Origin of the sequence: Buchnera aphidicola (Macrosiphum euphorbiae) (assembly GCF_005237295.1) — a bacterium.
GTDB lineage: Bacteria > Pseudomonadota > Gammaproteobacteria > Enterobacterales > Enterobacteriaceae > Buchnera > Buchnera aphidicola_AP.
The window spans coordinates 505,896-523,167 of the sequence record NZ_CP033006.1 but is presented as its reverse complement, the minus strand read 5'-3'; the positions used below and the strand labels follow the sequence as shown (position 1 = coordinate 523,167).

Genomic DNA, 17,272 nt, shown 5'->3' with positions numbered 1-17,272 from the left:
AATATTACATTTTTTATGATGTAATTTTTTTAATAACTACAAACTACAATTAAAGATTAATGTATTAAAGGAATGTATATTATTATAGTACAACATCATTTTAGAATTAATTCTTCATAATTTCTCTGTTTATAAGTTATAAATTGATCAAAAGTCCAATATTGTTTTTCAATTTGAATCTTATTTTTCAATAAAAACATAGCTTGGCTTTCTAATTCTATATTTCTTATGGTGTTTTTTATATGTTGATTCTTATTGTATAAATTAATAATTTCTATTGGTTTTTTATAATTTAAGGATATTTTTTTGATTAGTTGTTGTATGTTTTTTTCGTCTGAAACCAATTGATTATCAGAAATAATTTTTTCTATTATCATTCGAATGTATATTTTTTTTCTGACTTGTGAATTAAGATCAAAATGGTATTTTTTTTCTAAAATATTAGAATTTTCTTCTTTATATTTTTTTTTGTAGTGTTTATATAAAATTTTTCTTTCTTCTTGAAATAAAAGTGGAGGTATTAATATAATGTTTTTTTTAATTATTTTTTGTATGATTTGATCTTCTAAATGTTTTTCAGTTATGACATTTATTTGAGAATGAAGATTATTTTTTATACTTTGGTAACATGATTGAGTTATTTTTTTTTCTATGTCATTTTTTTCATTGTTTTTTTCTGTTTCTAGTTCTTGTTTTTTTTCAATTTTAATAATTTTTATTTTAAATATTATATCTTTATTCTGAAGTTCTTTTTCTGGATGAAATGAATTAAATTTAATTTTGAAAAAAATAATATCATTTATAAAATGATTAATTATCTTATAATTTAATTCGGGTATCAATGTATTTTGAGATACAATAAAACTAATTTTTTCTGTATTAAATTTTTTTATTTTTTTGTTTTTTTCATAGATGCAATAACTAATTGTCACACGATCGTGTGATTTAATGGTTTTATTAACTGTGTTCCAAATATTTTTTTTTGTTTTATATTTTTCTATATTGTTTTGAATGTCTTGATTTGTTATTTTTACATTTATTTTATTTACTTTTATCTCTTTTATATCTTTTAGTTGAAATTTTGGATATAGTTCGTAAATTACAGAATATTCAAAATGTTCTTTTTCTTTATCTTCGTTTTGATGCATGTAAAATTTTGGAGAACCAATAATTTTGATTTTTTCTTTATTTATAAATTCATAAAAAAATTTTTGCATTAGTTGTGTAAATATATCATAATAAACAGAATTTCCATATTTTTCTTGTATAAATTTAATAGGAGCTTTACCTTTTCTAAATCCATTAATTTTAGTTGTTTTACTGATTTTTATGAATTCTCTCAAAAGAGAATTATTAACTGTTGTTCTCGGAATCTTAATTGTAACACGATGACCTGCATCTTTATTTTTTTCCATAAAAAATTTCATCTTATTACCTCAAACGATTACTTTTATCAGTTTTTTTAAATTTCTAACATAATATTTTAAATATTTTATTTATACTTAAATTAATTTTCTATAAAAAATATTTTTTTTTATGGGAATATATTTTTTAAACTATTTTAAATATAAATTTTTTAAAAAGTTAAATAATCATATGTATAAAAATTTTTTAGTAAACCGATAAAGCATTATTTTTTTTTAAACACTTAGTGTTGTTACTTATTTTGAATTTTTTATTTTTCCATTCATCAAGAGTGTAAGTATTTAATGTTAATGAATATATTTTCTTTTTGATTTTATCTGATAATATTGAAAAAATTATGCGGTGTCTATCGATTAATTTATGATCGACAAAATCATTGCTAATGATAATTATTCTTAAATGCGTAATGCCTTTCTCTGAAGAATTATGACAAGAACTATCATCATAAATTTCAATAAAACTTATCTTGATTTTAGATATTAAACATTTTTTTATTTTTTCTAGAGTCATTAATTAATATTATGTCCTAATTTATTAATAAAAAAAATCATAAAAAATACTTTTATACTGTATAAACAGTATTATATTATATTTTTTATAAAATAAATCTTTAAAAAACACTTTTGATTTTAAATTTTATCAATTTTTAAAAAATAATTCAATTATTTCAAAAATTATTACTTTTTTATAAAAGAATAATTTTCACATAAAAATTATTAATAAAAATAGTATTTTCAAAGTTTTTTTTAAATAAAAAATCATATTATTTTTGAGGCTTTTGAATGACATCTTTAAATTATAATAATTTTTTTAAAATATTATCATTAACATTAATATTTATTTTTCTAAATGGTTGTAATGGTTTATTATTAAATCCTCATGGGGAAATTGCTATAGAAGAATGTTCGCTAATACTAATATCTTTTATACTAATGTTATTTATCATTATCCCTGTAATTTTTATGACTATATATTTTTCTTTTAAGTATCGTTCAACCAATATAAATCAGATATATAAACCTAATTGGTCTGATTCAAAAAAAATAGAAATAGTAGTATGGACTATTCCAGTTATAATAGTTTCTTTTTTGGCTTTTTTATCTTGGAATTACAGTCATAAATTAGAACCAAAAAAACCTATAGCTTCTTTTAATAAGCCTATAAAAATAGATGCGGTTGCATTAGATTGGAAGTGGTTGTTTATTTATCCAGATTACAATATTGCAACTATTAACGAAATTATGTTCCCTGTTAATAGACCTGTAATTTTTCGTATTACTTCAAATTCTGTTATGAATTCTTTTTTTATTCCGTCTTTAGGAAGTCAAATATATGCTATGCCAGGAATGACAACAAAATTAAATTTGATTGCTAATAATCCAGGCAAATATAAAGGCATATCGTCTAATTACAGTGGTAAAGGCTTTTCTAATATGAAATTTACTGCTATATCTGTTTTAAAAAATTCAACTTTTATAGATTGGGTAAAAAAAATCAAAAACTCATCTGTAAAATTGAATATGAAAAAATTTTTTAATACAATATCTATTCCGAACGAAAATTATTCAATAGAATATTTTTCTAGTGTTCAGAGAAATTTGTTTAATCAAATTATAAATCAATATTCTATAAATAATTTTAAAATATTAGATAAAAATATTACTCATAAAATTATGAAAAAAAATTCTAACATGGAGAAATAGAATAATGTTTGGAAAACTGACATTTGATGATATACCATATCATGAACCAATTATAATGTTCACCTATACTGCTATTATTCTCATTGGATTGTGTGTTGCATTAACTATTACTTATCACAAGAAATGGCAATATCTATGGTCTGAATGGTTTACTACAGTTGATCATAAAAAAATAGCTATTATGTATGGAATACTAGCATTTATTATGTTATTTCGTGGTTTTGTTGATGCGATATTAATGCGTACTCAACAGGTGATTGCATCAGCAGGATTGAAAGGATTCTTGCCTCCACATCATTATGATCAAATATTTACAGCTCACGGTGTAATAATGATTTTTTTTGTGGCTATGCCTCTTGTAATTGGTTTAATGAATTTAGTAGTACCATTACAAATTGGGGCTCGTGATGTGGCATTTCCATTTCTTAATAATCTAAGTTTTTGGTTAAATGTTAGTGGTTCTTTACTGCTTACTCTATCTTTAGGGGTAGGAGAATTTGCTCAAACAGGTTGGTTGGCCTATCCTCCATTGTCTGGCATAAAATATAGTCCAGGTGTAGGAGTAGATTATTGGATTTGGAGTCTGCAAATTGCTGGTATTGGAACAACATTAACAGGTGTTAATTTTTTAGTAACAATTTTAAAAATGAGAGCACCAGGCATGTCCTTTTTTAAAATGCCAGTTTTTACTTGGACTTCTTTATGTACTAATATTCTTATTGTTATTTCTTTTCCAGTTTTAACAGTTACTCTTGTATTGTTAACTTTAGATCGTTATTTTAATTTCCATTTTTTTACTAATGATCTAGGTGGAAATGCAATGATGTATGTTAATTTAATATGGATTTGGGGTCATCCGGAAGTTTATATTTTAGTGTTACCAGTATTTGGTGTTTTTTCAGAAGTAGTGGCAACTTTTTCTAAAAAACGCTTATTTGGATACGTTTCCTTAGTATGGGCTACTTTATCTATTACGATTTTATCTTTTATTGTATGGCTTCATCATTTTTTTACTATGGGAGCAGGAGCAAACATAAACTCTTTTTTTGGAATTACTACTATGATTATAGCAATTCCTACTGGTGTAAAAATTTTTAATTGGTTGTTTACAATGTATCAAGGTCGCGTTTATATTCATTCTTCTATGTTATGGACTTTAGGTTTTTTAGTAACGTTTTCTATTGGTGGAATGACTGGGGTATTATTATCAGTTCCTCCAGCTGATTTTATTTTGCATAATAGTTTATTTTTAGTTGCGCACTTTCATAATGTAATAATTGGTGGAGTGGTTTTTGGTTGTTTTGCTGGAATTAGTTATTGGTTCCCTAAATTATTTGGATTTATCTTGAATGAGATATGGGGAAAACGTGCTTTTTGGTTTTGGATTATAGGTTTTTTTCTTGCTTTTATACCTTTGTATTTTTTAGGATTAATGGGCATGACTCGTCGTTTAAGTCAGAATATTGATTCGGAATTTCATTTTTTATTATCTATTGCTGCTATTGGCGCTTGTTTTATTGGAGTAGGAATTGTATGTCAAATAGTTCAATTTTATGTTTCAGTAAGAGACCGGCGAGATAATTTAGATCTAACTGGTGATCCTTGGGATGGTAGAACTTTAGAATGGTCTACTTCTTCTCCTGCTCCATTATATAATTTTGCCATTATTCCTATCGTTAAAGATAGAGATGATTTTTGGGAAAACAAAAAAAAAGAAAATTACAAGAAAAAAATGGAAAATGTTAATTATGATGAAATTCATATGCCTAGAAATACAGGATTAGGTTTTTTAATCAGTATATTTGCATCATTGTTTGGTTTTTCAGCGGTTTGGCATATTACTTGGTTGTGTTTTTTTTCTTTTTTTGCGATTATTATTAGCTTAGTCATTAACAGTCTCAATGAGAATAATGAGTACACTCTATTAGTAGAAGATATAAAAAAAATTGAAAATCAACATTGTAAGAATATTCGAAAAGCAGGTTTAAAATGATAGAAAATAAAATAAATGATATGAAATTAAATACTTTCGTAAAAGTTCATAATATAAAATCAGAAGCTAATAAACTATTTGGTTTATGGATATATTTGATGAGCGATTGTATTATGTTTGCAGTTCTTTTTGCTGTTTATGCCATTTTTTCTTCAAATATATCAATTAATTTAATTAGTAATGAAGTTTTTAGTTTATCTTCTGTTTTATTAGAAACATTTTTATTATTATTAAGTTCTCTATCTTGTGGGTTTGTTGTTATTGCAATGAATCAAAGACATACGAAAATGATTTATTCATATTTAATAATAACTTTTTGTTTAGGTTTTATTTTTTTATTTATGGAAATAAATGAGTTTTATGAACTTATCATAAAAGATTTTGGTCCTGATAAAAATGCTTTTTTTTCTATTTTTTTTACTCTTATTGCTACTCATGGCGTTCATATTTTTTTCGGTTTAATTTTAATATTATCAATTATTTATCAAATACAAAAATTAGGTTTAACTTATCCTATTCGTACTCGAATTTTATGTCTTAGTATTTTTTGGCATTTTTTAGATATTATATGGATTTGTATTTTTACTTTTGTTTATTTAAACGGAGCTATTTAATGCAAAATTTTATTAAATTAAATATGCATAAAGAAACTAAATCTTATTTTTTAGGTTTTTTATTTTCTTTAGTATTAACTATATTTCCATTTATATTAGTCATAAAAAAATTTTTTTGCAGTGAAATTAATTATATTATTTTTTTATGTTGTGCTGTTAGTCAAATTGTTATTCATTTTGTATATTTTTTACATTTAGATTTTTCTGAAAAAGAAAGATGGAATCTTATAACTTTATTATTTGTTATAATAATAATATTTATTATTGTATTTGGTTCTATATGGATTATGTACAACTTAAATCATCATATGATGTAAAACAATTTAATAAAAGATATAATATTTATATGTTTAAACATTATTTAGAGATTATTAAACCCGGTATTATTATTGGAAATGCTACTTTAATTGTAGGTAGCTTTTTATTCGCATCTAGAAATGTTACTTTTGATTTTTTTTTATTTTTATATACTATTTTAGGTGCGTCTCTAGTAATTGCCTCTGCTTGTGTATTTAATAATTTAATTGATTTTGATATAGATAAAAAAATGCAACGTACAAGTAACAGAGTATTATCAAAAAAATTGCTTTCTATTCGATCTGTATTAATTTTTGCTATTTTTTTGGGCGTTTCAGGTATATTTATATTAAGTTTTTTAGTAAATTTTTTATCTACAATTTTATCTATTTTTGGTTTTTTTGTTTATGTTGTTTTATATTCTTATTTATATAAAAGAAAATCAATTTATTCGACATTTATTGGAAGTTTTTCAGGTTCTACACCATCGGCTATTGGTTATACAGCAGTTTCAAATTCTATTGATCTATGTTGTATTTTACTATTTTTTATTTTGATATTTTGGCAAATGTCTCATTTTTATGCTATTTCTATCATGAGAATAGAAGATTATAAAAAAGCTAAAATTCCTGTTTTTTCTGTGGTAAAAGGTATTCCTATAACAAAAAAACATATTTTTTTTTATATTCTTATTTTTATTTTTTTTAGTTCTTTATTAACGTTTTTAGATTATTTAAGTTATAATTTTTTATTTTTATTTTCGATTGTAAATTTTTATTGGTTATTTTTATCTTATTCTGATATTAAAAAAAATAATAATAAAAAAAATGCGAGTCAATTATTTTATTATTCAATAATAGTTATTGTTATATTTAATTTTTTAATATCAGCAGATGTTTTTTTTAAATATTTTAATTTATAAGCATTTAACTGGTTTAGGTATTCCAGCAATTTTGCTTGCTTGTTTAGCAGGTCCTTGAGGAAAAAGTTTAAATAAATAAATACTGTTACTTTTAGATTCTCCCATTTCTTTTTTAATGCTTTTAATTAACATTCTCATTGATGGTGTTATATTAAATTTAAAATAAAATTTTCGTATAAAGATAATTACTTTCCAGTGATCAGGACTTAAATCAATGTTTTCTTTTTTTGCAATTTCTTCCGCTAATATTATATTCCAATCTTTAGTTTTTCTTAAATATCCCTCTGAATCTTTTTTAACTTTTTCATATGTATATAATATTTTATTATTAGTATTCATTTTTTAATAAATATAGTTTAACTTAGATAAGTTTTAAAAAAATATTAAGAATAGAGAATTATAAAATGAACTTTTCAGAATTACAAGTTACATTAAGTTTTTGTATAATTTTTTTGTTACGCATGTTAGGAATGTTTATGATTCTTCCTATTTTAAGTAAATATGGAATGCTTTTAGATGGAGGAAATAAATTTTTAATTGGTTTTTCAATGGGAATATATGGTATTGCTCAAGTAATTTTTCAAATTCCATTTGGAATTTTATCTGATAAATTTGGCCGAAAAAAAATAATTACATTAGGTCTTTTTATGTTTTTTATTGGAAATATTATATCAGCCAATATTCATTCAATTTGGGGATTAATCATTGGTAGGTTTTTACAAGGTTCAGGGGCTATATCTGGTGTATGTATGGCTTGTCTATCTGATTTAGTTCGAGAAGAAAATCGTGTCAAATCTATTGCTGCTATAGGTACAAGTTTTGCTGTTTCTTTTTTAATTTCTATGGTTTCTGGACCTGTAATTGTTCAATATTTTGGATTTTTTTCAATATTTTGGATGTCTGCATTATTATCTATCCTTTGCATGATAATTGTTTATTTTTCTATTCCTTGTTCGAAAAAAAATGTATTACCAGAAAATTATATATGTTGTTCATATAGTGAAAAATTAAAGTTTATTTTAAATAAAATTTTTTTTAGATCTTATTTAGGTATATTTTTTTTACATTTTTTATTGATGATTAATTTTATGATTATTCCTAATAATTTTGAAGCGTCTGGATTTACTTTAAATAATCATTGGAAAGTATATTTAGGTACTATATTGATTTCTTTTTTTATTTTATTCTTATTTATATTTTACTGTAAATCTAAATATATTTTAGAAAACATTATTGAAATTTGCATTTTATTTATTTTATTTTCAGAAATTATTTTTCTGGAAGCACAAAATAATTTATTATTTTTAATAATTTCTTTGCAGATATTTTTTATATCTTTTAATTTTCTTGAAGTTTTTCTTCCTTCACATCTTAGCAAACAATTATTAAATAATCATAAAGGTAGTATAATGAGTATTTATTCTACTAGTCAGTTTTTAGGTATTTTTTTTGGTGGAATTGTTAGTGGTTGGTTATGTGGATTTTTAAATTTTTCACAAATTTTTTTATTTGAAATTTTTATTATTGTTCTGTGGTTAATTTTTAGTTTCTTTTGTAAGAAGTAGATTTTATTGATAGTATAATTAAATTCTATAAATAATAGATAATTATCTTATATAAAAAATTGAATTTTTACTTTTTTGGGTACTTGAATATGCATTTTTTTCATCTATACAAGATATATAAAAATCGTATCAATAAAAAATTATTTCATGTATTAAATCAGTTACCTTTTCAAAAATCTAATCTTTTGAGAGCAATGAAATATAGTGTATTTTCAGGAAGTAAAAGATTACGTTCATCTTTAGTATACGCTACTGGAGAAGTTTTAAGAGTAAATATAATTACATTAGATGCTATATCTGCTTCTATTGAATTTATTCATTCATATTCTTTAATACATGATGATTTGCCTTGTATGGACGACGATAATTTTAGAAGAGGAAAAATTTCTTGTCATATAAAATATGGTGAGAGCACTTCCTTACTTGCTGGTGATGCTTTACAAAGTCTTGCATTTAATGTTTTATCAACAAATTTTATGCCAAATGTGTCTAATTCAAAACGTATAAAAATGATTTCTGAATTGTCTAATTCTATCGGTTCATCTGGAATGTGCATAGGTCAAAAATTAGATTTAGAAGCAGCAACAGAAGAAGTGAATTTGTCTAGATTAGAAACTATTAATTTTTATAAAACTGCTTATTTGATGCGTTCTGCTGTACGTTTAGTATATTTATCTTCTAATAATTTTTCTAAATCTGAATTATCAATATTAGATGTATTTTCTACTTCTCTTGGTTTAGCATTTCAAATTCAAGATGATATCTTAGATTTTAAAAAAGATACAGTAGATATAGAAAATAATAAAATAATAAGAAAAAATACTTATCCATCAATAATAGGTCTAGATAAGTCAAGAAAAAAAATAAAACAATTATATAAAAAATCATTTTTAGCATTATATAGTTTAAAAAAAAATTTTAACACTAGCACACTAGAAAAACTAATAAAATTTATAATCAAACGTATTGAATAAATTTAATAATGAGTATCTAATGAATTTAAATTCTAAAAAATATCCAATTTTATCTTTTGCTAATTCAGTAGAAAATTTACGGCTTTTACCTGTAGAAAAATTACCGCAATTATGTTTTGAACTACGTAAATATTTATCAGATGTAGTTACTGTTTCTAAAGGACACTTTTCTTCTGGATTAGGTGTAGTAGAAATTACTGTAGCACTTCATTATGTTTATAACACCCCCTTTGATAATTTATTATGGGATACAGGACATCAAGCATATCCGCATAAAATATTGACTGGAAGAAGTAAGAAAATTCATAGTATTAGAAAAAAAAATGGATTACATTCATTTCCTTGTCGAGAAGAAAGTAAATATGATACTTTAAGTGTTGGTCATTCTTCTACTTCAATTTCTGCAGGTTTAGGCATGTCTATTGCAGCTCAAAAAGAAGGTAAAAATAGACAAACAATTTGTATTATTGGTGATGGTGCAATGACTGCAGGTATGGCGTTTGAAGCTATGAATCATGCTGGAGAAATAAAACCTGATTTATTAGTTATATTAAATGATAATCAAATGTCTATTTCAAAAAGTGTAGGAGTTCTTAATAAGCATTTAAAAATTTTAAGAAAAATCACAAACATTAAAAAAAATAGAAAAAAAATACATTTATTCCGCCAACAATTTTCCAAAAAAAATAAAAAAATTGAAAATAATTGCATTTCTTTTAATTCAATATTTTCTAATTTAGGATTTAAATATTTAGGACCATTTGATGGACACAATATTTTTTCTATTATTAATGTATTACAAGAAATAAAAAATAAAAAAGGCACTTATTTATTACATCTCATAACTAAAAAAGGAAAAGGTTATCTTCCAGCTGAGCTAGATCCTATTAAATGGCATTCAATATCTTCATATGATTCATCAGTTTCAAAATCTCTTACTTATTCAGATGTTTTTGGTTCTTGGCTGTGTGAAATAGCTACATTTGATAAAAAATTAATGGCTATTACGCCTGCAATGTGTGAAGGTTCTGGAATGGTAAAATTTTCCCGTCTTTTTCCAAATCAATACTTTGATGTTGCTATTGCCGAACAACATGCAGTTACTTTTGCTGCAGGTCTTGCAATTAGTGGTTATAAACCAGTCGTTTCTATTTATTCAACTTTTTTACAACGAGCTTATGATCAACTTATACATGATGTAGCATTACAAAAACTTTCTGTTTTATTTGCTGTTGATAGAGGAGGCATTGTTGGAGATGATGGCCAGACTCATCAAGGAATTTTTGATTTAGCTTATTTAAGATGTATTCCTGGAATTATTATTATGACGCCTAGTAATGAAAATGAGTGTCGTCAAATGCTTTATACTGGTTATATGCATAATAAAGGTCCTAGTGTAGTAAGATATCCTAAAGGTCATGGTGTTGGTGCATTGTTAATGCCTATGAATAGTATTCCATTAGGAAAATCTGTAATAAAAAGAATAGGAAAAAAAATAGCTATTTTAAATTTTGGTACTTTATTACAAAATGCTTTTTTTGCGGCAAATAATTTAGATGCAACATTAGTTGATATGCGTTTTGTCAAGCCTTTAGATAAAAATATGATTTTAAAATTATCTTCTAAACATAAATTTTTTATTACTCTCGAAGAAGGCGTAATTTCTGGTGGAGCAGGAAGTTCTGTAAATGAATTTATTATGATAAAAAAGATTTTTTTACCAGTTTTAAATATTGGATTACCAGACACGTTTATTCCGCAGGGTACTCAAGAAGAAATTAGACATGATTATCAATTAGATGCAGAAGGTATTCATAAACAAATATTTTATTGGTTGGCACAATGAGATAGAAAACATTTATATTAACTATATGATATAAAAATTTTTTTTATTGCATAATTATGTGGTAATAACTTTTTTATTATATCCCATTTTAAATACCGCTTTATCTAAAACTCCATTGATGAATTTATGACTATCTTCAGAACCAAATAATTTAGCTAGTTCAATGCCTTCGTTAATAGATACCTTATAAGGTATATCGTTTCTTTTATGTAATTCATAGAATGAAATTCTAAGAATTGCCCTTTCAATATGTCCTAATTCTTTTAGGGATCTAAACAAATAAGGTTTCATTAAATTGTCTATATCTTCACATTCACATGTAATACCAATAATTAACTCATAAAAATATGCTATGTCAATATTTTTTGTATTTTTTTCTTTTAAAAACTCAATAGCACTTTCTTTAATGTTGTTATGAGATATTTCCCAAGAATACAACATTTGTAAAGCACATGCTCGTGCTTTTCTTCGAGAAGATGGATTCATAAATAAAATTTCTCTTATTTTTCATGTATTTATATTATGTTGTTTAGGAGATAAAATTAATCTTATATCAGGACCTATTTGGCAAATATCTTGAAATTTAAATTGAAGAGAATTTGATATTTTTAATTTTTTATAAATTGTACATAATGGTTTAGCTTCATGTCCTAGTATTTTAGGTGCCATATATATGATTAATTCATCTATTAAATATGAATTTAATAAAAATCCTGATAAAATGCTTCCTGCTTCTATCCAAACACTATTAATTTCTGATTTCCCTAAAAGTTTAAAAAGAGACAATATATCAATTTTTTTATTATGTGATTTTTCTATAATTTGTTTCGTATTTTTTGGCCATATATTTTTGTCAGATTTTAATCGTACCAACCAAACTTTTCCTTTTGTTTTAATAATGTTATGTGATGGCTGAACACGATTTTTACTATCTATAATTACTCTTATAGGATCTTGAAATATTTTTTTAGGAAAAATAGATAGTGTTTTTTCATCAAATTCCTGATATCGTACATTTAATAAAGGATTATCACTTAAAATAGTAGAGCTGGTACTCATAATAACTGAACTTTTTGCTCGAAACCTTTGAACATCTTGACGTGCATGTTTAGAAGTAATCCACTTGCTGTTACCATTTTTCATGGCAATTCTTCCATCTATTGATATAGCAAGTTTAAGTTGTATTCATGGCAAACCAGTTTTCATTCTTTTAAAAAATCCTTTATTATTTCTTTTTGACTCTTCTGCCAATAAACCTATTTTTACAAAAATTCCATATTTTTTCAAATATAAAACTCCATTTCCAGATACTTTAGGATTAGGATCTATATTAGAAATTATAACACGATTAATTCCAGCTTTAATAAGAGCATTACAGCATGGAGGTGTTTTGCCAAAATAATTGCATGGTTCTAGTGTTATATAAGCTGTTCCTCCTTGTGCTTTTTGACCAGCCATAATTAATGCGTTAATTTCTGCATGATTTTTTCCTGGTTGTTCATGCCATCCTTCTCCAACAATAATATTATTTTTTACAATTACACATCCTACATTAGGATTAGGTGCTGTAGTAAATTCACCTAATTTACTAAGTTCTATTGCTCTTTTCATATAAAATATATCATTCATTTTTAACCAGCATATGTTTTTTTTATTAAAAAATTGTTTTTAATTGAAATGATCAAAACCTTTTTTTTTTAAAATAATTTTCTTTTTATTATAAAATAAATTAAAACCTTGTTTGGTAGGTGTAATATATCCAATACATGTAAAATTAATTAAAAAATTTTGTTTTATTAAATTGAGTTTTTTAATGTTTTTTTTCGAGATAGTAAAACATAATTCATAATCTTCCCCTATATTTAATGCCCAATCTAAGTAATATTTAGGTTGAAAGTTATCAGTTAAAATTTTAGAAATAGGTATTTTATTTAAATTAATATTTGCTCCACATTGACTATTACTTAATATATGACCTAAATCAGAAATCAATCCATCTGATATATCAATAGCTGAATTAGCAATTTTGCTAATAGCTATACCTTCTAAAACTCTAGGAATAGGGTTGAGATGTTTTTTAATTAGATAATTTCGTATATTTAAATTTTTTATGAATAGTTTTTTTTTAAGCACAAATAAACCGGCGGCACTCTCTCCAAGAGTTCCAGTTACATAAATTAAATCTCCTATATTAGCATTGCTTCTTAGTAATGCATCATCTTTATTTAATAGTCCATAAACACTTAATGTAACACTTAATGGGCCACGGTTTGTATCACCTCCAATTAATCGCACATTATATTTATTTAATATATCGAAAAAACTACTGCTAAATTTTTCTAGCCATAGACTATCAGATTTAGGCATTGTAATAGATAGTGTTGTCCATTGTGGCACCGCGCCCATTGCGGCAAGATCACTAAGATTGACTGCTACTGTTTTATGTGCTAAATCTTGAGGAGATATATTTTTTAAAAAATGAGTGCCTTCAACTAGTGTATCAGTGCTAATTGCAAGAACATTATTTCGTGGTATTTTTATTAAGGCACTATCATCGCCAATTCCCTTAATTTCATTATAATCTTTTTTTTGATTTTTTTGAAAATATCGAGAAATAATTTCAAATTCAGTATATTTCATTTTTTACAGTTAAATTTTACAATAGATGTTTAATAAAAATATTTAATATATTATATTACTTTTTTCAATTTTTTCATAATGTTAATCATTTCTAATGCAGCTAAAGCAGCTTCGGAACCTTTATTACCCATTTTCGTACCAGATCTTTCAATTGATTGTTCAATGTTTTTTGTTGTTAATATTGCTAATGTAATAGGTAAAAAATATTGAGTACTAATTCGTGAAAGATTACTACTAGTATCACCAGCAATATATTTAAAATGATCGGTATCTCCTTTTATAATTGTTCCTATGGCAATAATAGCATCATATTTACTAGAACTTGCAATATGACTTGCAACAGTTGGTATTTCATATGTTCCGGGAACATATATCTTTAAAATATTATCTTTATTTACTTGTCCTATTCTTTGCAAAGCATCCAATGCTCCTGATAATAAATTATGATTAATAAATTCATTAAATCGAGAAATAATTATAGCAATAGATGCGTTTTTAGCTGTAATTCCCACTTGAATTGTATTCATATTTTTATATCAACTTATTATTAGAATTGAGGTAGTTAGTTGTTATTTAAGACCCAAGCATATCCGTAGTGATTATAAAAACCTGCTGATACAGCAGCTTTTTTACCAATTCCTTCATACATATCAAAATGTTGACCTTTTATTGCACCACCTACATCTAATGCCACTACTAAACGTATTTCATATTTATTAATAAATAAACCATTTTGATCAAGTAATGGTACTTTTAATAAAATTACACTTCCTTTTTTTATTATAGAAGGATCTACTGCTACTGATGTTTGAGCTATTAATGGGACAGAACTTGCACCATATACTTGTTTTTTTTGTGTTTCTTTAAAGAATACAAAAGATTGGTTTTCTTCAAGTAAATCTTGTATTTCTTTTTTTGTATGTTTTTTAAACCAGTTTTTAATAGCTTGCATAGACATATTTTTTTTTTGTATATCTCCTCGATTTATCAAGATTTGTCCGATTGCTTTATAAGGCCAACCATTTTTTCCAGCATAGCTAAAAAAAGTTGGTTTTATGTTATTGCCATAATCTATAAATGCACTTCCTTGAATCTCCATAATAAAATTATCTATTAAAGAGTTACTATAAGCCAAAATATATTTTTTATCTAAAGCTCCATTATATATATCTTTTCTTTTTGGTAAAGGTTCATTTTTATTGAAATGATAAGGCATTGAATATATTGGATATTTAAAATCATTTTTTTTAATTTTTCTAGCTTGTACTATTGGTGTGTAATATCCAGTTAATTTGACATTCCCATAGTTATCTGTACCCTTCATTTGAAATAAATTTATTCCAAATTGGTTAAGTTCATCAATACGAGAGTTATTTTTTAACCAATTTAAAATTTTTTTATAAATAAGTTCATTTTTTAAATATAAAAATGGAGAATATTTTTTTATTTTTTTTACTTGAACTAGAAATAATTCTGAATTAGTTATTTTTTCTTCAATGTTAATTTTTTTTGTTTTTGTGAAGTTTTTTATTAATTTTTTTTTGTATTGTTGTCCTTGATTGATCGTTGCATATGCATATGTTTTTAAAGCGCAAAAAAATAAACTAAAAAATACTACTGTTATAATTATTTTTTTTTTCATGTTTTATATTAATACTTATTAAGTCATAAAATATTTTTAAATAATGATTTTTTTTATAAAAATTATTGCAATTTTTTTATAAAAGTGTATTATATAAGTTAGTACAGACGCGGGGTGGAGCAGTCTGGTAGCTCGTCGGGCTCATAACCCGAAGGTCGTTGGTTCAAATCCAGCCCCCGCAACCAGTTTGAATATTTTTATTTAACCCATCTTTTTTAAAAACCTTCCAATGTTTTAATCTAGTTCAAAATATAAGAAAAATTATATTAATAAAAAATAATATATAGGTTGCACTAAAAATGCAAGAGGATTGTTATGAAAGAACGTAATACTGAATTAGTTCAGGGTTTTCGTCACAGCGTTCCTTATATTAACGCTCATCGTGGCAAAACATTTATAATAATGTTAGGTGGCGAAGCAATTAAATATGGAAATTTTTCTGGTATTATCAACGATATAGGACTATTACACAGCTTAGGTATTCGTTTAGTAGTTGTCTATGGTGCTTGTCCTCAAATTAATACTAGTTTAAGAGAAAAAAATATTAGCATTGTTTATCATAAATCTATACGGATTACTGATTTAGCTTCTTTAGAACAAGTAAAACAAGCAGCGGGAAGATTACAACTTGATATTACAGCTCGATTATCTATGAGTTTAACTAATACTCCTCTTCAAGGAGCAAATATTAATGTAGTGAGTGGTAATTTTATTATTGCTCAACCATTAGGAGTAGATGATGGTATAGACTACTGTCATAGTGGTCGAATTAGAAGAATTGATAAAAGTGCAATTGAATGTCAATTAAAAAATGGAGCTATAGTTTTAATTGGTCCAGTTGCAGTTTCTGTAACAGGAGAAAGTTTTAATTTGACTTCTGAAGAAATAGCGACTCAAGTTAGCATTGAATTAAAAGCAGAAAAAATGATAGGTTTTTGTAGTAATCATGGAGTTATAGATCATCAAGGTAAAATTATTTCTGAATTATTACCTAATGATATAAAAAAAACAATTAAAAAACTAGAAAAAACAGGTGATTATATTTCTTCAACTGTTCGTTTTTTAAGAGGAGCAATCAAAGCTTGTAAAAGCGGGGTAAATCGTAGTCATTTGATTAGTTACCATAAAAGTGGAGCACTTTTGCAAGAATTATTTTCTCGCGATGGTATTGGCACTCAAATGGTTATGGAATCAGCAGAAAAAATAAGACGAGCTACTATTAATGATATTGGAGGAATATTAGAATTAATTCGGCCTTTAGAAAATAAAGGAATTTTAGTTCGTAGATCAAGAGAACAATTAGAAATAGAAGTGGATAAATTTACTATCATTGAACATGATAATTTAACTATTGCTTGTGTAGCATTATATCCTTTTTTAAAAGAAAGGATAGGAGAAATGGCATGTTTAGCTGTTCATCCTGATTATCGAAATTCTTCTCGTGGAGATTTGTTATTAAAAAAAATTAAAATTCATGCTGAAGAAATGCATTTAGAAAAAATTTTTGTATTAACAACACAGAGTATTCATTGGTTTCAAGAAAGAGGTTTTGTTTTAGTTGATGTTAACATGTTACCTGAAAGTAAAAAGAAAATGTATAATTATCAGCGCGGTTCAAAAATTTTAATGATTGATATTATTTAAATATATA

16 protein-coding genes, 1 tRNA gene and 1 pseudogene are annotated in these 17,272 nt (G+C 24.8%); 10 read left to right on the top strand and 8 right to left on the bottom strand.

Going from position 1 to position 17,272, the window contains the following annotated elements; all coding sequences use genetic code 11:
* Window positions 1–95: 95 nt before the first annotated feature.
* Both tig and D9V71_RS02400 read right to left on the bottom strand, forming a co-directional pair.
* Window positions 96–1,427 (bottom strand): trigger factor, encoded by a 1,332-nt coding sequence (gene tig, locus D9V71_RS02405; protein WP_158340784.1) that lies wholly within the window; start codon window positions 1,425–1,427, stop codon window positions 96–98.
* 184 nt (window positions 1,428–1,611) lie between these two features.
* A complete protein-coding gene (locus D9V71_RS02400) occupies window positions 1,612–1,935 on the bottom strand; it encodes a BolA family protein (protein WP_158340783.1) in 324 nt (107 codons plus the stop codon).
* A gap of 272 nt (window positions 1,936–2,207) precedes the next feature.
* Between D9V71_RS02400 and cyoA the strand changes: the two genes are divergently transcribed.
* The 5 genes from cyoA to cyoE are packed head-to-tail and all read left to right on the top strand — an operon-like array spanning window position 2,208 to window position 6,954.
* Window positions 2,208–3,128: a ubiquinol oxidase subunit II gene (gene cyoA, locus D9V71_RS02395; RefSeq protein ID WP_158340782.1), complete on the top strand. Its 921-nt coding sequence runs from the start codon at window positions 2,208–2,210 to the stop codon at window positions 3,126–3,128.
* A 4-nt stretch (window positions 3,129–3,132) separates the two neighbouring features.
* Window positions 3,133–5,121, top strand: coding sequence for a cytochrome o ubiquinol oxidase subunit I (gene cyoB, locus D9V71_RS02390; protein WP_158340781.1), 1,989 nt, complete (start codon window positions 3,133–3,135; stop codon window positions 5,119–5,121).
* Window positions 5,118–5,735: a cytochrome o ubiquinol oxidase subunit III gene (gene cyoC / locus D9V71_RS02385; protein ID WP_158340780.1), complete on the top strand. Its 618-nt coding sequence runs from the start codon at window positions 5,118–5,120 to the stop codon at window positions 5,733–5,735. Before cyoB ends, cyoC begins: the two co-directional genes overlap by 4 nt.
* Complete coding sequence (cyoD, locus tag D9V71_RS02380; protein WP_158340779.1) at window positions 5,735–6,052, top strand: cytochrome o ubiquinol oxidase subunit IV; 318 nt, start codon at window positions 5,735–5,737, stop codon at window positions 6,050–6,052. The genes cyoC and cyoD overlap by 1 nt, the downstream gene beginning before the upstream one ends.
* Window positions 6,053–6,081: 29 nt before the next feature.
* Window positions 6,082–6,954 carry a heme o synthase gene (cyoE, locus tag D9V71_RS02375; protein ID WP_158340933.1) on the top strand — a complete coding sequence of 291 codons (873 nt, stop codon included), beginning with the start codon at window positions 6,082–6,084 and terminating at the stop codon, window positions 6,952–6,954.
* Here the strand turns inward: cyoE and D9V71_RS02370 are convergent.
* Window positions 6,949–7,293, bottom strand: coding sequence for a TusE/DsrC/DsvC family sulfur relay protein (locus tag D9V71_RS02370; protein WP_158340778.1), 345 nt, complete (start codon window positions 7,291–7,293; stop codon window positions 6,949–6,951). The two genes, cyoE and D9V71_RS02370, sit on opposite strands and share 6 nt — an antisense overlap.
* A gap of 65 nt (window positions 7,294–7,358) precedes the next feature.
* Here D9V71_RS02370 and D9V71_RS02365 point away from each other — a divergent pair, with 65 nt between their 5' ends.
* From D9V71_RS02365 to dxs, 3 genes are all read left to right on the top strand, one after another.
* A complete protein-coding gene (locus D9V71_RS02365) occupies window positions 7,359–8,519 on the top strand; it encodes an MFS transporter (protein ID WP_158340777.1) in 1,161 nt (386 codons plus the stop codon).
* An 89-nt stretch (window positions 8,520–8,608) separates the two neighbouring features.
* A complete protein-coding gene (locus D9V71_RS02360; RefSeq protein WP_158340776.1) occupies window positions 8,609–9,493 on the top strand; it encodes a polyprenyl synthetase family protein in 885 nt (294 codons plus the stop codon).
* A gap of 19 nt (window positions 9,494–9,512) precedes the next feature.
* The gene (dxs, locus tag D9V71_RS02355) at window positions 9,513–11,339 is read left to right on the top strand and encodes a 1-deoxy-D-xylulose-5-phosphate synthase (protein WP_158340775.1); all 1,827 of its coding nucleotides are present in this window, start codon (window positions 9,513–9,515) and stop codon (window positions 11,337–11,339) included.
* A 54-nt stretch (window positions 11,340–11,393) separates the two neighbouring features.
* Here dxs and nusB read toward each other — a convergent pair whose 3' ends face one another.
* From nusB to mltA, 5 genes and pseudogenes are all read right to left on the bottom strand, one after another.
* Entirely contained in the window at window positions 11,394–11,825 is a 432-nt protein-coding gene (nusB, locus tag D9V71_RS02350; protein WP_158340774.1) for a transcription antitermination factor NusB, read from the bottom strand.
* Window positions 11,826–11,846: 21 nt separating this feature from the next.
* Window positions 11,847–12,950, bottom strand: a pseudogene (ribD, locus tag D9V71_RS03155) (bifunctional diaminohydroxyphosphoribosylaminopyrimidine deaminase/5-amino-6-(5-phosphoribosylamino)uracil reductase RibD).
* Window positions 12,951–13,007: 57 nt separating this feature from the next.
* A complete protein-coding gene (gene thiL, locus D9V71_RS02335; RefSeq protein WP_158340772.1) occupies window positions 13,008–13,979 on the bottom strand; it encodes a thiamine-phosphate kinase in 972 nt (323 codons plus the stop codon).
* A 50-nt stretch (window positions 13,980–14,029) separates the two neighbouring features.
* A complete protein-coding gene (ribH, locus tag D9V71_RS02330) occupies window positions 14,030–14,506 on the bottom strand; it encodes a 6,7-dimethyl-8-ribityllumazine synthase (protein ID WP_158340771.1) in 477 nt (158 codons plus the stop codon).
* A 35-nt stretch (window positions 14,507–14,541) separates the two neighbouring features.
* Window positions 14,542–15,621, bottom strand: coding sequence for a murein transglycosylase A (gene mltA, locus D9V71_RS02325; RefSeq protein ID WP_158340770.1), 1,080 nt, complete (start codon window positions 15,619–15,621; stop codon window positions 14,542–14,544).
* A gap of 108 nt (window positions 15,622–15,729) precedes the next feature.
* Between mltA and D9V71_RS02320 the strand changes: the two genes are divergently transcribed.
* Together D9V71_RS02320 and argA are read left to right on the top strand one after the other, a co-directional pair.
* Window positions 15,730–15,806, top strand: a tRNA-Met gene (locus tag D9V71_RS02320).
* A gap of 130 nt (window positions 15,807–15,936) precedes the next feature.
* Window positions 15,937–17,265, top strand: coding sequence for an amino-acid N-acetyltransferase (gene argA / locus D9V71_RS02315; protein ID WP_158340769.1), 1,329 nt, complete (start codon window positions 15,937–15,939; stop codon window positions 17,263–17,265).
* Window positions 17,266–17,272 lie beyond the last annotated feature (7 nt).

What these genes read in the sequence shown, in the direction of transcription:
- D9V71_RS02365 (WP_158340777.1), top strand. Translation starts at nt 7,359, where the DNA reads ATGAACTTTTCAGAATTACAAGTTACATTAAGTTTTTGTATAATTTTT.
- mltA (WP_158340770.1), bottom strand. Translation starts at nt 15,621, where the DNA reads ATGAAAAAAAAAATAATTATAACAGTAGTATTTTTTAGTTTATTTTTT.
- tig (WP_158340784.1), bottom strand. Translation starts at nt 1,427, where the DNA reads ATGAAATTTTTTATGGAAAAAAATAAAGATGCAGGTCATCGTGTTACA.
- D9V71_RS02370 (WP_158340778.1), bottom strand. Translation starts at nt 7,293, where the DNA reads ATGAATACTAATAATAAAATATTATATACATATGAAAAAGTTAAAAAA.
- D9V71_RS02400 (WP_158340783.1), bottom strand. Translation starts at nt 1,935, where the DNA reads ATGACTCTAGAAAAAATAAAAAAATGTTTAATATCTAAAATCAAGATA.
- dxs (WP_158340775.1), top strand. Translation starts at nt 9,513, where the DNA reads ATGAATTTAAATTCTAAAAAATATCCAATTTTATCTTTTGCTAATTCA.
- cyoD (WP_158340779.1), top strand. Translation starts at nt 5,735, where the DNA reads ATGCAAAATTTTATTAAATTAAATATGCATAAAGAAACTAAATCTTAT.
- thiL (WP_158340772.1), bottom strand. Translation starts at nt 13,979, where the DNA reads ATGAAATATACTGAATTTGAAATTATTTCTCGATATTTTCAAAAAAAT.
- cyoB (WP_158340781.1), top strand. Translation starts at nt 3,133, where the DNA reads ATGTTTGGAAAACTGACATTTGATGATATACCATATCATGAACCAATT.
- cyoA (WP_158340782.1), top strand. Translation starts at nt 2,208, where the DNA reads ATGACATCTTTAAATTATAATAATTTTTTTAAAATATTATCATTAACA.
- argA (WP_158340769.1), top strand. Translation starts at nt 15,937, where the DNA reads ATGAAAGAACGTAATACTGAATTAGTTCAGGGTTTTCGTCACAGCGTT.
- ribH (WP_158340771.1), bottom strand. Translation starts at nt 14,506, where the DNA reads ATGAATACAATTCAAGTGGGAATTACAGCTAAAAACGCATCTATTGCT.
- cyoE (WP_158340933.1), top strand. Translation starts at nt 6,082, where the DNA reads ATGTTTAAACATTATTTAGAGATTATTAAACCCGGTATTATTATTGGA.
- cyoC (WP_158340780.1), top strand. Translation starts at nt 5,118, where the DNA reads ATGATAGAAAATAAAATAAATGATATGAAATTAAATACTTTCGTAAAA.
- D9V71_RS02360 (WP_158340776.1), top strand. Translation starts at nt 8,609, where the DNA reads ATGCATTTTTTTCATCTATACAAGATATATAAAAATCGTATCAATAAA.
- nusB (WP_158340774.1), bottom strand. Translation starts at nt 11,825, where the DNA reads ATGAATCCATCTTCTCGAAGAAAAGCACGAGCATGTGCTTTACAAATG.